This window comes from Aureivirga sp. CE67, assembly GCF_015767245.1.
Taxonomy (GTDB): domain Bacteria; phylum Bacteroidota; class Bacteroidia; order Flavobacteriales; family Flavobacteriaceae; genus Aureivirga.
Map to the genome: position 1 here is coordinate 53,872 of NZ_JADOTV010000010.1, position 15,764 is coordinate 69,635.

Consider the following 15,764-nt stretch of genomic DNA (forward strand, 5'->3'; position numbering starts at 1 on the left):
CTCAAAATGATTAACTATTAAAACAAAAAATGATATGAAAAAAATATACTTTTTCTTACTTATTTTAGGTGTAAATATAAGTTTTGCACAAGAATCTGAATTAGATAAATTTTACAAACATTTAGATCAATATGAAAGATATGCTGTGGATTCGTCCTATGTAGGATTTAAAGAGTTGGAAAAAACGATTTCTAAAGAAGATACTTTATATAATTATGCGCTTTTTTATGCAACCGTTGCTGGAACTGAGTTGGAAGGGAAATATAGGATGAATGAAAAATTTGAAACTTCCTTAAAATATGCAAATGAAGCTTTGGAATATATTGAAAAAGGAAAGTATATTTTTGATTTACGTTTTTCTAAAAGAAAATATTTTATGACCAAAAATAAAACAGTAAATCATTTTGGAATGGGAAATTTTGAAGAAGGAGCGAAATCTATTCAGAAAATGTATGAGTATAAAAAAGAGGATTTGTTGCCAGAAGGACTTGATGAGTATTTTAATTTTGATTTTTTTGTTTTAGATGATAAAAATGTTTGGGGATATGAATGGTTTCATGAATTGCCAAAAGATAGATTTTCTTCGAGTTTTACTAAAATAGTTTATTACGTTTATAGCAGAAATCCGGACGGGACAGACAAAGAGCAATTATATAGATTGCATGTTTTAATGTTTCATGGTGATGTAGATTTTGATTATGTAATGACAAAAAGGGTTAGTACTGAAAATGGAGAAACTGGTGGAACTCTTTATAAATATACTTATAATGAAAAAATGGATTATGAAAAATTGCATAACGATGTGAAAGAAATCATCATGTCTGGAGCAAAAACGGATACAAAAACAACTTTGGAAAAAGATAAAGATGGAAAAGTGAAAACTACAATTCAGATGAAAATGTAGTTTGTAGAAATTTATCTGTTGTATTCTAGGATTAAAATTCTATTTTTAAGCTCTTGTTTTGTTGGTGATTAGTGTTGTTTTTTTGAATTGAAATAGAAGTGGAAACTGAAAATTAAAATCAATTAAAATAATAAATTATGAAAAAAAAAGTACTATTACTAAGTTCCTTAATGCTAAGTTTAATTTCGTGTGATGATTCTCAAGACTATAAAGATATTGCTGGAGAATGGAAATGTGCAAATTGGACTGCAGAATCTTCTGGAAATAAAAATATGTGTAATGACAATGTGTATTTTAATTTTAATGAAGATAAAACCTATAATTCAAAAGTTGGAGGTTTAGAAGAAAAAGGAACTTATAGACTTTTTGGAGGAAATTTATATTCAACTCCAGAAGGTAAAATGGAAATTGCTGTGGAATTAGGTAAAATGTCAAAAGATTCTTTACAATTCATTATGAGTAGGAGTGGAGATAAAGAAGTTTTGACACTTGTTCGAAAATAATTTTCCATTAGTTTATAAGGCATTATTTGATTTGGATTTTTTTTCAAATGAAAATAATGTCTTTTTTAATTGTTTTGAAATTCAAATCTGATTTAATGATGAAAACTAAAATTTTATTCTTTTTCCTATTATTTTTTTATACAAAATCGTTTTGTCAACACATGACTTATAATCAAAATGAAGCAGATTATGATTTCTATTTTAATAGTAAAGAAAAAACTCTTCCAGCAGTAAAATTATATATCGAAGATGAGAAGACTTTGAATAAATTGAAGTTATTGAAAAGTGAAGATTCTATAATAATTTATGCTGAAAAAATAAACCGAAAATTAGCATCTATTTATTTATTCAATAATACAAATGATTCTATTAATATTTCAATTTCAGATAGTCGTTTTAGGATGATTCAAGAAGCGAAAGATAAAGATGGGAAATGGAAACCTATAGAATATTGGAATTATTCAGCTTGTGGAAGTTCATATTCCAATTTTAAATTAAAGCCAAATGGGATTCTTAAAGCGAATTCAAAATTATATAGAGGATCTTTTAAAACTAAAATAAGATTTAAAATTTTATCAAAAAACAAAGTTTATTATACCAACGAATTGGATGGAGAAATTAATCCTAAACAATTTAAACTTGAAAAAGAATTACATCTTTATATTCGACAAGCAAATGCTTCCTATAAATTTTTTAGTAAAGAATCCATTCGTAAATATATTTTTATTGAACCTGATGGAGTTGAAAAAATAGGAGAAGATTATAAAAAATGGCAAGAATGGTTAGAGCAAAAATGAAAAGAACTAGTAAAAGAAAATTAAACATATGAAAACAAAAACTATAATAACCCTATTACTTTTAATCACCTTCAAAATGCAAGCCCAAAAAACAATTCATGTTTTTGTTGCTTTGTGTGATAATGAATTTCAAGGAATAGTTCCTGTACCAGAAAAAATTGGAAATGGAAAAGATCCTCGTTTGAATTTATATTGGGGAGCAGGCTATGGTATGAAATCTTTTTTCAAACTAAAGACAAAAGATTGGAAATTGATTTCAAAACCAAAATCGGATAATCCTTATATTTTAGATAGAATTTTGTTCAAACATGCTACAAAAGATGTTTATATTTTGGCAGATGCGTATGATGGAGAGCAGATTAAAATGTGTACAGAAAACTTTCTAAAAGCTTCCAATCAACAAAACCAGGAAGTTATCGAATTTGAAAATAAAAAATTAAGATTTGGTGGCGATGCCGATTTGATTTCTTACATTGGCCACGATGGTTTGATGGACTTTTCTGTGGAAGTTGATTATCTTAAAACGAAAAATAAAAAACGAGATGTTATCATCTTAGCTTGCTATAGTAGAGAGTTTTTTTCACCAGAAATCAAAAAAGCAAACGCAAATCCTATTTTATGGACTACACATTTGATGGCTCCAGAAGCTTATACGCTGAAAGCTGCAATTGATGGTTGGATGAACAATGAAACAGGAAAGCAAATTGACGAAAGAGCAGCGCAAGCCTATCACAAATATCAAAAATGTGGAATTCGTGGTGCAAGAAATTTGTTTACCACAGGATTTAAAAATTAATTAAATGGAGAAAATTACACGGAAAGAATTAGGAATTATTAGTCAAAATAGTAATCTCACCGAAAAAGAGATTTCTCAGATTTTAGAAAAAGATTTTTACACAGAAAAAAATACATGGCTTGTGTTTTTGAAATATTTTTTTCTGAGTGTTGGAGCAGCTTTTTTAGTTGCTGGAATTATATTTTTCTTCGCCTATAATTGGGCAGATTTAAATAAATTTGTGAAAATTGGAATTATAGAAACTTTGATTGTCGTTGTTACTACGATTATTCTTTTTACCAAAACAAGTGAACTTTTTAAGAATATTCTACTCACAGTAGCTTCTTTTCTAGTTGGTGTTTTGTTTGCAGTTTTTGGACAGATTTATCAAACAGGAGCAAACGCATATGATTTCTTTTTAGGATGGACCGTTTTTATAACTATTTGGGCTGTAGTTTCAAATTTTGCACCTCTTTGGCTTTTGTATATTATTTTGGTGAATAGCACTTTTGTTTTTTATACGCAGCAAATCGCAACTTATTTGGATGAAATACAAGTTGGTTTTTTTCTATTTACGTGCAACATTGTTATTTATCTTATCTTCTTGATTCTTCCTTCTAAATTGAAAACTTTTAAAATTGAAAAATGGTTTTTACGAATTTTAGAACTTTGGATTCTGACCATTACAACAACAACGATTACAATAGGTATTTTCTCAAAATATAATCCATATTTCTATGTTTTACTATTATCAGTAATAGTTTTATATACAACAGGATTGTTTTTAGGTTATAAAAAACAAAACCTATTCTATTTAGGAATTATTCCAGTAAGTATTTTGATTATAATTTGTTCATTTTTATTAAATATTTCTTTTGATGTAGGAATGTTATTTGTAATTAGTGGGTTTGTTGTAACCTGTATTACTTTATTGATTTTAAACTTAATTAAATTGCAAAAAAAATGGAAAATAAAAGAGATATAAAACAGGTTTTAACTTATGTTCAAAGTTATAAAAGTGATTTTGAATATGAAGAAGAAAAAATACAGCAAGAAATAAGTGAAGAAGAAAAAAATCAATCCTCTTTGTTGATCAAAATTCTTTCTATTTTCGGAGGTTATTTCGCAGGGATATTTTTAATTTTAGCTTTATTTTTTATAGGAATATATAAAAATGAGGGAGCAATGTTAGCTCTTGGAATTATTTTTATTATTTCGACAATTTTAATTTCAAGATTTGTGAAAAATAGTATAGTAGATGCTTTTAGTTTGACACTTATTATTACTGGTTTTGTAATGATTAATTTCTCTTATGAAAACTCTGAAGATTGGCAAATAGCGTTTTTATTAAGCGCTATAAATTTAGTTGTTTTTCTGTTGTCTAGAAGTTTTTTGATTTCATTTATTTCCATAATCGGATTTCATGCTTGTATATTTTATATGCTTTTTGAATTAGAAGTACCAAGTTGTATTAATATTATCGTGATTTTTGACTTATTGGTTTTATATTTTTTACAAACAAATGAATCGAAATTAATAACTGAAAATAATTTTATTTCTTATACCTTTCAACCAATAAGAATTGCTTTTATATTTACTTTATTAATAGGATTTTTTACAGTGAGTGAAATATTTGATTATAAGAAATTTGATTTTTATCCTTGGATTTCAACTATTGGAGTTTTTGTAGCTCTTTTATTTTTTCTTCCTAAATTATTTAAGAAAATAGAAATAACAGAAACCGTTTCAAAAATATTGATAATTGCATTTACATTTTGTGTTTTTTTAATTACAATTTTTGAACCGACAATTCTTGGAGCAATTTTCATTTTATTATTATGTTTTTATGCAAATTATAAAACAGGATTTTCTATTAGTTTAATTGCTCTGATTTATTTCGTATGTCAATATTATTATGATTTAAGTTTTACACTTCTAACAAAATCTATCTTGATGATGATTTCAGGAGTTTTGTTTTTAGTTATTTATTTATTCATCCAAAAAAAATGGTTCAAAAATGAAAAAGTCTAAACTGCTATTAATTGCTTTAAACTTAGTTTTATTATTAGGTTTTTTTACCTATTCCATTTTTCAAAAAGAAGAGTTATTAGAAGATGGAACTTTAGTTTTTCTAGAGTTAGCTCCAGTAGATCCTCGTTCTTTAATGCAAGGAGATTATATGCGATTAAATTATAAAATATCAAGAGAAGGAAACGATATTTCAGAAAGAGGATTTTGTATTGTAAAATTAAACGAGAAAAATATTGCAGAAAAAGTTCGAGTGCAAGATGAAAAGAATCCTCTGAACGAAGGAGAATTTTTGATTAATTATACAAAAGCTCGTTGGGGTAGAATAAATATAGGAGCCGAATCTTTTTTCTTTCAAGAAGGAACAGGAGATAGATATGAAAAAGCAAAATATGGAGCTTTGCGAATTGATAATAAAGGAAATAGTTTATTAGTAGGGTTGTATGATGAAAATTTGGAAGAGATTAAGTAAGAAAAAAAGATTTGAAATAACGAAAAATAACACCTATGAAGATGTTTTTAGTTCTGATGTCTTTTTTCAATATTGTATTAGCCCATTTTACATGAGATTGATGAATGGGATTATTTGGTTAATGAAAGAGAAAGAACAAATATCTTTTTGCAATAAATTATTAAAAGCAACAAAGAATTTATCTAATAAAGAATTAGAATATCTTTTATTGAAGCTTAATTGGAGGTATAATAAAGTAGCTGCATGGTCTATCGGTCTTCAAGGTAAAACAGAATTCGTAAGTCACTTTGAAAGTATTTTAGAAACTAAATACACAAAAATTGAACATATACTTGTAAATCTTTTTTTTCTTCAAAAAGAAAAGTCTTGTAAAACAATTTTAAAATTTATTCATAAACAGAGAAAGTACCTTATAAGTAATCAAGGAAATCATGGAGAGTCGTATTATGATTTTCATTGGGCACTTTCTATTTTGTTATATTGTGATATTAAATATGACACTGAATATTATAAACAATTAGTAAGTTCAAATGAATGGGAAGATTTTTTATATTATATGGAAGGGAAGAGGAAGGAGGCTTTTTTACGAAAATGTAAACCTTCTGAAGTAGAATTTATACATAAATTTATGAAGTCCTTAAATATGAATCAGGATTAATAATTATTTAATTAAGCTTATGAAAAAGATAATTTCCATTTTTGCTTTAATCATTTTTCTTTCTTGTCAAGAAAATTCTAAAAAAGGAGAAGATGAAAAAGTAGCGTCAAAACAAGAAATTTCTAAATCTCAAGAAATAGAAATTCAAAAACCAAAAACAAGATTAGATTCAATTAAAGAAATCTTCAAGAATAATCCGCAGCATAAAACAAGTGGTTTTGATTTTCCTGTAGGAAAACCAGATGCCAAGAATTATTACAATGCACAGAAGTTTACAGAGAATTATCATTTGGGAGAAGATTGGAATCATGTAAATGGTGGAAATTCTGATTTAGGGCATCCTATTTATAGTGCTGCAAACGGCTATGTTTATTTTGCTAGAGATAATGGAGGAGGATGGGGAAATGTTATTCGAGTTTTTCATCAAAAACAAAATGGAGAAGTTTTAGAATCTCTATATGCACATTGTGATACGATTTTGGTTAAAGAAAAACAATTTGTAAAGAAAGGTCAGAAAATTGGAACTATCGGGACTGCAAATGGAGCTTATCTTGCACATTTACATTTTGAAATTCGAACAGATATTGAGAAATATATCGGAGATGGTTATGATGTAGATACAACTGGATTTGTAAATCCAACTAGGTTTATAAATGAAAATAGAAGTGAATGAAAAAGATATTTGTAATCATATTAATGACTTTGACTAGTTGTAAAACTAATAAATTAGAAAATTGGATTGAAACGGAATCCGTTTATGACCCAAGGACTTATATGAGTAAGAATGAAATGTGTGTTGGGAGCTACATACCTAAAGAAGCTGTTTTATTAAACGAAAAATTAAACGAGAGTATTTCTATTTCGGTTTCTGATGAGGTAAGTGATGATTTTATAAAACAAGAAGTAGATTATAATTTGATTTTTCATATTTACGATAATTTAAATATTGTTTATCCAGAATACATTAATAATAAAGAATTATCAAAAAGAGAACTAGAGGTATTAAAGGTAAAATATCGATATAGAAAATTTAAAAGTTTTAAAATAAAAAATTTAACATTAAAAGATTATCTTATTTCATCAGAAACAGGATTTGATATTATTCAAGAAGCGAAAGATGAAAATGGAAAATGGAAACCAATAGAATATAGTATTCAGAAAATAGGTACTATAGTTTATATGACTCATGATATCCCATCAAATTCTGAGATTGAGTTTGCAATGCCTAGATATAAAGGAGAATTTGAAACAGAATTGCGCATTAATGTAATCCTAGGAGGATATGGTATTTTGACTTCAAAACCATATAAAGGAAGTATTAATCTAAGTCAATTTGAGGTTTCTGAAGAGATATTGGATTCTAAATATTCTTTGTTTCTAGAAGATTTTAAAAAATAGATGAATGAAAATAATAATTAGTGTTTTTCTATTAATTCTTTTAGTTGTTTTGATCTTAAAAAAGAATCGATTTGTAATTGGAACGTTGATTTTTATATTTCAGATTCCTATAATGATTTTTGTAATGCTTTTGTTTTTGTTTAAAAAGAGAAAAGGTTAGAAGAAATTACTTTCATTTGATAGCTATATTTAAGATTATTCTTTTTAATTTTAATTAATTATGGTTGTTGATAATTTATTATATTATTTAGTATTTGTGATTCTATTTACTATAATAGTTAAAAAGTTAACATTAATTTAATATTATAGGTTAAGGTGTTAATATATTTGTTTTTTAAAAACTAATACAACAAAAAACAAAAGAATGCAAAACACAAAAAAATTGCTTTTTGTCTTATTCTGTTTACCAGTTTTATTTTATGGTCAAAGGAAACAATCAAAGAATTCCTTAGAAAATATTATTGTTTACACAAAAGACGGAAGTTTTAATAAAAAATTAAAAAAAGAAAAAATTAAATTAAACCAACTATTAAATTCAGTTAATCATTGGTTTCATTTAAACGAAGATTATTCATTTCAACAAATTTCAAGTAGAACAGATAAATTAGGCTTTACGCATATTAATTTTGAAGAGTATTACAAAGGAGTTAAGGTTGAAAATGGAATTTTAATGGTACATCTAAAAGCAGGTTATGTTAATTCTATTAATGGTCAAATACATGCTTTGAAAGATGTTTCTTCTTCTTTAAAAGTTTCAAAAAGAAAAGCTTTAGAATTAGCGAAATCAAAACTTAAAGTTTCAAAATTAATTCAAAAATACCCTGTAGAAACAATATATTTAAGAGTTAAACATAAAGATTCTTTTAATTTTAAGTTAGCACAAAAAGTTAGAATTGATTCAAATGAACCATTTGAAATGTGTCATTTGTATTTAGATGCTAATTCAGGAGAGATTTTATCAAAAGTAAATTTATTTTATAATGAAGATACTTCAGGTACTGCAGATATTTTATATGGAGGAGTTGTAGATATAACTTGCGAATCTCATAACGGATCTTATAGGTTAAGAGAATCAGTGAGAAATATTCAAACTTTTGATGGAACAAATGCCGAAAATACAATAGAAATTGATGGAATTCCAAACGCAGAAGATTATGTTAGTTCAACAACGGATTGGGTAATGTCAGGAAATAATCAAACGGCATTAGACGTTCATTGGGGTATGGAAAAAACGTATGATTTCTATTTGAACGCAATGAATAGAAATAGTTATGATGATGAAGGAGGAGTAATTAAGCAATATATTAACCCACCACATTATCAAGAAGCATATGGAAATACACAAAATAATGCATCTGCTTATGGAGCACCTTATAATATTATGTTATATGGTATGGGAGATGGTACTGAATTCAATCCAATAGTTGCTTTAGATGTTGCAGGTCATGAGTTTACGCATTTAGTTGTGAATAATAATGGGAATGGAGGTTTAGTTTATCAAGGAGAATCAGGAGCTTTAAATGAATCTTTTGCAGATATTTTTGGTACATGTATTGAGTTCTATTCAAACATAAACCCAGATTGGCTAATTGGAGAGGATATTTATGTAGAAGATTTTACTTACATGCGTTCTTTACAAAATCCCAACTCAAAAGATCATCCAGATACATATGATGGAAATTATTGGATTAACCCTAATGATTCCTTTGATTATGGAGGAGTTCATATAAATAGTTCTGTACAAAATTTTTGGTTTTATTTGTTAAGTGAAGGAGGAAGTGGAGTAAATGATAAAGGAGATAGTTATTCTGTAACAGGTATTGGAATTGAAGATGCTAGAAGTATTGCATATAGAAACTTAATTACTTATTTATCTCCAACAGCATCTTTTTATGAAGCTTTTCAGGGTTCACTTCAAGCAACAGACGATTTATTTGGAGAAGATTCACAACAATATCAATCTGTAGAAGATGCTTGGTTTGCCGTTGGAATTTATCAAGGAATGGATTTACCTTGTACTGAGGAAACAGTTTTAACAGATTATGCAGGTACTTTTTCAGATGGTCAAGATTTATATTATAATAATACAAATTGTACTTGGTTAATAAAGCCAATCTATGCTAACCAAATTAAATTAACATTTACAGAATTTCAAACAGAATATGACTATGATTTTGTATATGTTTATGATGGAGGAAGTACAAATGCACCATTGTTAGGAAAGTTTTCTGGTTACACTATACCAGATGAAATTATAACATCAGAAGGTGTTGATCAAATGTTAGTCGTATTTACATCAGACTATACAGGGAATTTTAATGGATTTGAAGCTTCTTATGAAACAATAACAAATTTATGTGATGGCTTTATTGAGTTAAATGAAAATTCAGGTATCATTTCAGAAGGTTCCTCAATGAATGATTATCAAAATAATTCAAATTGTTCATGGTTGATTAACCCATTATCAGCAACTAAAATCTATTTAGATTTTTTAGAATTTAATATACAGAATGATGATTTTGTAAAAGTTTATGACGGAGAAGATAATTCAGCTCCTTTACTAGGGGAATTTACAGGAGATGTTATTCCAAATCAAATTATTTCTACGAACGAAGAAGGAAAAATGTATATAGAATTCTTTTCAAATAATGAGAATACTTCAGATGGATGGACAGCAAGTTATGAAATTGAGTATGAATATTGTGACGGTTTTGTAGAATTTACGCAAAATTCAGGTACTTTTTCAGATGGTAGTAATGATGGAAATTATCAAAACAATTCAAATTGTTCATGGTTAATAAACCCAAGCAATACTTACGAAACAACTTTATCTTTTCAAGAATTTAATTTATTTATTGGAGATCATCTATATGTATATGATGGAGAAGATGAGAATGCTCCACTTTTGGTAGAATTAACAGGTAATAATATTCCTAATGATATTGTAACTGTCAGTAGTCTTGGTAAAATGTTTGTGAAATTTACTTCAGATCAGTTTTTCCCCTCAAGTGGATGGACAGCTTCTTATACAACGAAAAATGCTGAATCTTGTGATGGATTAAAAGTTTTAACACAAGAGGAAGGTGTTATTTATGATGGAGTTATAGATGAAAATTACCCTAATAATAATAGTTGTTCTTGGCTAATTGATGTTGAAGATGCTGCTCAGATATTTTTAGATTTTACATTTTTTGATTTAGCTTCAGGAGATTATGTGAGAATTTACGATGGGGATAATTCTTCAGCACCTTTATTAGCAGAATATACAGAAAATAGTACTCCTGTCGATATTCAAACTACTTTTGGTAATAGCAAGATGTTCATAGAATTTTTAACAGATGATATGTCATCAGCTGAAGGTTGGCTTGCAGAGTATAGTGTAGGATATGAATATTGTAGTGGTTTTACAGAATTGGCTAGTCAAGGTTATATTACAGATGGAAGTGGTTATGATGCTAATTATCAAAATTCTGCTGATTGTTCTTGGTTAATTGATTCATCTAGTGCAAATTCCATAAGGTTTTATCCATATCAACTTGATTTAGCAGAAAATGATTTTATCAGAATTTATAATGGTGAAGATGACACAGCGGAATTATTAAAAGAGTACTCTCATACTAATGGTGGAATATATGAAACACCTTTAGGCGTGAATAAAGTCTTTATTAAATTTACTTCTGATGAATTTGGTTCTGATGAAGGCTTTAAGTTAAAATATGAGCCTAATTATAAACCTTGTCATGGTTTTACTGAATTGACAGATCCATCAGGTGTGTTTACAGACGGAAGTAATGAGGAGGATTATTCTAATAATACTTATTGTAAATGGCATATTAAACCAGAAAATGCCGTTCAAATTACTATTAACTTTACTGAATTTAACATTGAGAATGACTATGATTTTGTTAGAATTTATAAAAGTACAGAAGAATCAAATCAAAATATAATTGGGACCTATACAGGTAACGAACTTCCTGAAGAATTAACAACACCTTTAGGTGTTGGTGAAATGTTAATAAAATTTTCTACAGATGATTCGTATACTTATGATGGTTGGGAAATAAACTACACAAGTATAATTCAAGAACCTTGTGAAGGTTTTGTAGAATTAAATGCAGAAGAAGGAATATTATATGATGGAAGTGGTATTTATGAATATGAAAATAATTCAGAATGTTCTTGGTTAATAAATGTAGAAGGCGCTGCTCAAATTCTTTTAAATTTCACTGAATTCAATCTTGAAAATGATGATTATTTAAGGATTTATGATGGGGAGGATGAAACATCTCCTTTATTAGGTGAATATACAGGTGCAACAATACCTTCTGAAATACAAACAACTTATGGAAATAATAAAATGTTCGTAACATTTGAATCAAATGAAATAAATTCAAATTCTGGTTGGTGGGCAAATTATAAAGCAGGTTTTGAATACTGTAATGACTTTACACTTTTAGTTGAAGATAGTGGTGAAATAACTGATGGAAGTGGACCTAATTTTAACTATCAGAATTTAGCAAATTGTTCTTGGTTGATCAATCCTATAGATGCTGAGAAAATTAGACTAAGAATAGGAAGTTTTACTTTAGCAGAAAACGATTACATTAGAATTTATGATGGAGAAGATGAAACAGCACCTTTACTTTGTGAATTTTCTCAAAATGTACCAGTTGGTGATTACTTTCATTCTTCTTTAGGTAATAATAAAGTACTGGTTAAATTTTCGTCAGATGAGGCAATTACAACAAGTGGATGGAATATTACCTATAATTCAACAATTACCAATTGTAATGGATTTAAAGAATTGACAAGTGATTTTGGTGTTTTTTCTGATGGAAGTGGTGATGATAATTATCAAAATTATTCTGGTTGTACATGGTTAATCTCTCCAGAAGATGCTTTACAAATAAGTTTAAATTTTACAGAATTCTCAATAAATCCTGTTAATGATCATATTAAAATTTACGATGGGCCTTATATAACTTCACCTTTATTAGGAGAGTTTTCAGGTTATGATATTCCAGAAGAAATTAAGACATCCTTTGGAGTTGGTCAAATGTTAGTTAAGTTTCATTCAGATTATTCAGGGACTTCTTCTGGGTGGAGAGCTGAATATACAAGTATTATTGAAGAATATTGTTCTGGATTAACAGAATTGAATGAAGAAATAGGATATTTATATGATGGAAGTATAGACGAGGATTATTTAAATAATTCTAACTGTTCATGGTTAATTAATGTTGAAAATGCAGCTCAAATATTTTTAAATTTCACAGAATTAGATGTTGTTGAAAATGATTTTATAAGGGTTTATGATGGGCCTAATACAACATCACCTTTATTAGGAGAGTTTACAGGAAATAATATTCCAGATGAGGTGCAATCTTCTTATGGTAATAATCAAATGTATGTAGAGTTTATTGCTGATGGTAACGAAACAGCTTCAGGTTGGCTTGCAAGTTATTATGTAGGATATGAATATTGTAATGAAGAAGTATATTTAACAGAAGAAACAGGCACATTTTCTGATGGAAGTGGTGATGATAATTATCAAAATGAGGCGACTTGTTCTTGGCATATTTTTGTTGATGACTCTGATATTAATGGTTTATGGTTAACTTTTTCAGAAGTAAACCTTTCTATTAATGATTATATTAAAGTGTATGATGGAGAAAATAATACAGCTCCTTTAATTGCTGAAATAACTGGAAATGAAATTCCGGATGCTTTAAAAACAACTATAGGGAATAAACATTTATTTGTGGAGTTTATATCAGATGAAAGTGGAGTTAGTTCTGGTTGGGAAGCAAGTTATGAAACTTATACAAGCTATTGTTCTGATCTTACAGTATTAGATGAGATTTCTGGAACTTTTTCTGATGGAAGTGAAGAATATAATTACCAACCTAATACTAATTGTCAATGGCTTATAAGCCCAGAAAATGCAAATAGAATATTTCTTAATTTTACTCATATTGATCTTAATACAAATGATGTAGTTAAAGTATATGATGGAAATACTACATCAGCTCCTGAAATAGGATCATTTTCAATACAGGCAATTCCTGAAGAAATTTCAACTAGTTTTGGTGTTGGAGAAATGCTAGTTGTTTTTGATACATTTGATTTTGATGGTTATGAAGAACTTTCAGGTTGGGAAGTGGTATATACTTCTGAAATATTGGAGCCTTGTGATGGGATGACAGTTTTAAATGAAAAAACAGGGTATTTATATGATAGTGATTTAGATGAAAATTATTTGAATAACTCTAATTGTTCTTGGTTAATAGATGTAGAAGAGGCTGCACAAATATTTTTAGAATTTGAAGAGTTTAATTTATCAAATACTGATTATGTTAGAGTTTATGATGGTGCAGATGATTCGGCACCACTTTTAGGTGAATTTACTGGAAACAGTATTCCAGAGAATCTTCAATCTTCTTTTGGTAATAATAAATTGTTTGTAACTTTTATTTCAGATAATTCAATTACAGAAAGCGGTTGGTATGCTAGTTATTATATAGGATATGAATATTGTGAAGGTTTGACAGTTTTGACTGATGAATATGGTAACTTTACAGATGGAAGTGAGGAAGAGCAATATCAAAATTCAGCAAATTGTTCTTGGTTAATTGACGTACCGGAAGCTTCAAGTATAAAAATGAGTACTTCTAATTTTAAATTAGCAGAAAATGATGTGATTAGAATTTATGATGGTGAAAATGATCAAGCGCCTTTGTTAAAAGAAATAAGTCATGAAGATATGAATGTTTTTATTAGTGTTGAAACTTCATTTTTAACAAATAAAATGTATATACATTTTGAATCAGATGAGATTGGAAGAGAAAATGGCTGGACAATAAATTATCATTCAAAATATGATTTTTGTGAAGAAAACATTTTATTAACTGAACTTTCGGGAACTATAAATGATAATAGTGGAGATGAATTGTATAACCCTAATACTAGTTGTTCTTGGCTTATTGATCCGGAAGAAGATGTAAATCAAATATATCTTACATTTACAGAATTTGATATAGCATGGTGGGATTATGTAAAGGTTTATGATGGTCCAGATATTAATGCAGATTTACTAGGTGAGTTTACTGGGGATAATTTTCCTGAGCAAATAAAAACATCTCAAGGTGTAGGACAAATGTTTATTGTTTTTGAGACTAATGATTTTAATAATAAGGAAGGATGGGAAGCAGAATATACATCTGTATTAAGTACACAAGAACAGTATTGTATAGAATTAACCGAATTAACTTCTGACGAAGGACAAATTGACGATGGAAGTGAGCAATTTGATTATGTTTCTAATACTTATTGTTCTTGGCTAATAGCCCCTGTAAATAAAGATATAACAACATTAACCTTTACAGAATTTGAAACAGAATCAAACTATGATTATGTTAAAATTTATGATGGTGTAGATGCATCAGCACCTTTATTAGATTCATTCAGTGGTTCTTATGCTGAAGGATATACAGTATCTACTAACAATACTGAAGGAATAATGTTTATTGAATTTATAACTAATGATGAAGTGAATTTTGGAGGTTGGTCAGCTACTTATAACACCACAATTGGTACAGAAGAATATGAATTAGCTAATTTAATTTCAATATATCCAAATCCTACAGATGGGATGTTATTTATATATTCAAAATTAAATTATGAAGTTGAGTTTAAAATACTGGATATATTAGGTAAAGTTGTTTATGATTCGAATATCTTATTAAAAGGAGAAAACACAATAGATTTGAGTTACTTATCTAAAGGAATTTATAATATTGAATTTTGTTCGAATTCTGACTGTTCATTAAAAAAAATAGTCTTAAAATAGAATAAATTTTATATAATTTAAAAAAATCCTATATTAATTTTTATATAGGATTTTTTAAATTAGCTATAGAAAGCTACGTGATTTTTAAACTAATAAGAAAAAAAATTGATTTATTTTCTAATTTTAACTCTACTCAAAACATAATCTTAAAAAAGAATCGATTTGTAATTGGAACTTTGATTTTTATTTTACAGATTCCTATAATGATTTTTGTAATGCTTTTGTTTTTGTTTAAAAAGAGAAAAGGTTAGAAGAAATTACTTTCATTTGATAGCTATATTTAAGATTATTCTTTTTGATTTTAATTGATTCTGATTGTTGATAATTTATTATGTTATTTAGTATTTATGATTCTATTTACTATAATAGTTAAAAAGTTA

At 27.6% G+C, this 15,764-nt stretch carries 11 protein-coding genes; all 11 read left to right on the plus strand.

Going from position 1 to position 15,764, the window contains the following annotated elements:
• The first annotated feature begins 34 nt into the window (after window positions 1-34).
• Window positions 35-904: a hypothetical protein gene (locus tag I0K12_RS12715; protein WP_196888499.1), complete on the plus strand. Its 870-nt coding sequence runs from the start codon at window positions 35-37 to the stop codon at window positions 902-904.
• Window positions 905-1,041: 137 nt separating this feature from the next.
• On the plus strand, window positions 1,042-1,407 hold the full coding sequence (locus I0K12_RS12720) for a lipocalin family protein (protein WP_196888500.1): 366 nt from the start codon (window positions 1,042-1,044) through the stop codon (window positions 1,405-1,407).
• 95 nt (window positions 1,408-1,502) lie between these two features.
• A complete protein-coding gene (locus I0K12_RS12725) occupies window positions 1,503-2,204 on the plus strand; it encodes a hypothetical protein (RefSeq protein WP_196888501.1) in 702 nt (233 codons plus the stop codon).
• 76 nt (window positions 2,205-2,280) lie between these two features.
• Entirely contained in the window at window positions 2,281-3,000 is a 720-nt protein-coding gene (locus I0K12_RS12730; protein ID WP_231372757.1) for a hypothetical protein, read from the plus strand.
• A 4-nt stretch (window positions 3,001-3,004) separates the two neighbouring features.
• The gene (locus I0K12_RS12735; protein ID WP_196888503.1) at window positions 3,005-3,964 is read left to right on the plus strand and encodes a DUF2157 domain-containing protein; all 960 of its coding nucleotides are present in this window, start codon (window positions 3,005-3,007) and stop codon (window positions 3,962-3,964) included.
• A complete protein-coding gene (locus tag I0K12_RS12740; protein WP_196888504.1) occupies window positions 3,943-5,010 on the plus strand; it encodes a DUF4401 domain-containing protein in 1,068 nt (355 codons plus the stop codon). Before I0K12_RS12735 ends, I0K12_RS12740 begins: the two co-directional genes overlap by 22 nt.
• Entirely contained in the window at window positions 4,997-5,479 is a 483-nt protein-coding gene (locus tag I0K12_RS12745; protein ID WP_196888505.1) for a GDYXXLXY domain-containing protein, read from the plus strand. Before I0K12_RS12740 ends, I0K12_RS12745 begins: the two co-directional genes overlap by 14 nt.
• The gene (locus I0K12_RS12750; RefSeq protein ID WP_196888506.1) at window positions 5,454-6,137 is read left to right on the plus strand and encodes a DUF6000 family protein; all 684 of its coding nucleotides are present in this window, start codon (window positions 5,454-5,456) and stop codon (window positions 6,135-6,137) included. The genes I0K12_RS12745 and I0K12_RS12750 overlap by 26 nt, the downstream gene beginning before the upstream one ends.
• A 19-nt stretch (window positions 6,138-6,156) precedes the next feature.
• Window positions 6,157-6,810, plus strand: coding sequence for a M23 family metallopeptidase (locus I0K12_RS12755; RefSeq protein WP_196888507.1), 654 nt, complete (start codon window positions 6,157-6,159; stop codon window positions 6,808-6,810).
• Complete coding sequence (locus tag I0K12_RS12760; RefSeq protein WP_196888508.1) at window positions 6,807-7,535, plus strand: hypothetical protein; 729 nt, start codon at window positions 6,807-6,809, stop codon at window positions 7,533-7,535. The genes I0K12_RS12755 and I0K12_RS12760 overlap by 4 nt, the downstream gene beginning before the upstream one ends.
• Window positions 7,536-7,899: 364 nt before the next feature.
• Window positions 7,900-15,384: a CUB domain-containing protein gene (locus I0K12_RS12765; RefSeq protein ID WP_196888509.1), complete on the plus strand. Its 7,485-nt coding sequence runs from the start codon at window positions 7,900-7,902 to the stop codon at window positions 15,382-15,384.
• Window positions 15,385-15,764: the final 380 nt, after the last annotated feature.

Excerpts from the sequence above, each read along its gene's own strand:
- I0K12_RS12725 (WP_196888501.1), top strand. The coding sequence starts at position 1,503 with ATGATGAAAACTAAAATTTTATTCTTTTTCCTATTATTTTTTTATACA.
- I0K12_RS12765 (WP_196888509.1), top strand. The coding sequence starts at position 7,900 with ATGCAAAACACAAAAAAATTGCTTTTTGTCTTATTCTGTTTACCAGTT.
- I0K12_RS12755 (WP_196888507.1), top strand. The coding sequence starts at position 6,157 with ATGAAAAAGATAATTTCCATTTTTGCTTTAATCATTTTTCTTTCTTGT.
- I0K12_RS12740 (WP_196888504.1), top strand. The coding sequence starts at position 3,943 with ATGGAAAATAAAAGAGATATAAAACAGGTTTTAACTTATGTTCAAAGT.
- I0K12_RS12730 (WP_231372757.1), top strand. The coding sequence starts at position 2,281 with ATGCAAGCCCAAAAAACAATTCATGTTTTTGTTGCTTTGTGTGATAAT.
- I0K12_RS12750 (WP_196888506.1), top strand. The coding sequence starts at position 5,454 with ATGAAAATTTGGAAGAGATTAAGTAAGAAAAAAAGATTTGAAATAACG.
- I0K12_RS12735 (WP_196888503.1), top strand. The coding sequence starts at position 3,005 with ATGGAGAAAATTACACGGAAAGAATTAGGAATTATTAGTCAAAATAGT.
- I0K12_RS12715 (WP_196888499.1), top strand. The coding sequence starts at position 35 with ATGAAAAAAATATACTTTTTCTTACTTATTTTAGGTGTAAATATAAGT.
- I0K12_RS12745 (WP_196888505.1), top strand. The coding sequence starts at position 4,997 with ATGAAAAAGTCTAAACTGCTATTAATTGCTTTAAACTTAGTTTTATTA.
- I0K12_RS12760 (WP_196888508.1), top strand. The coding sequence starts at position 6,807 with ATGAAAAAGATATTTGTAATCATATTAATGACTTTGACTAGTTGTAAA.
- I0K12_RS12720 (WP_196888500.1), top strand. The coding sequence starts at position 1,042 with ATGAAAAAAAAAGTACTATTACTAAGTTCCTTAATGCTAAGTTTAATT.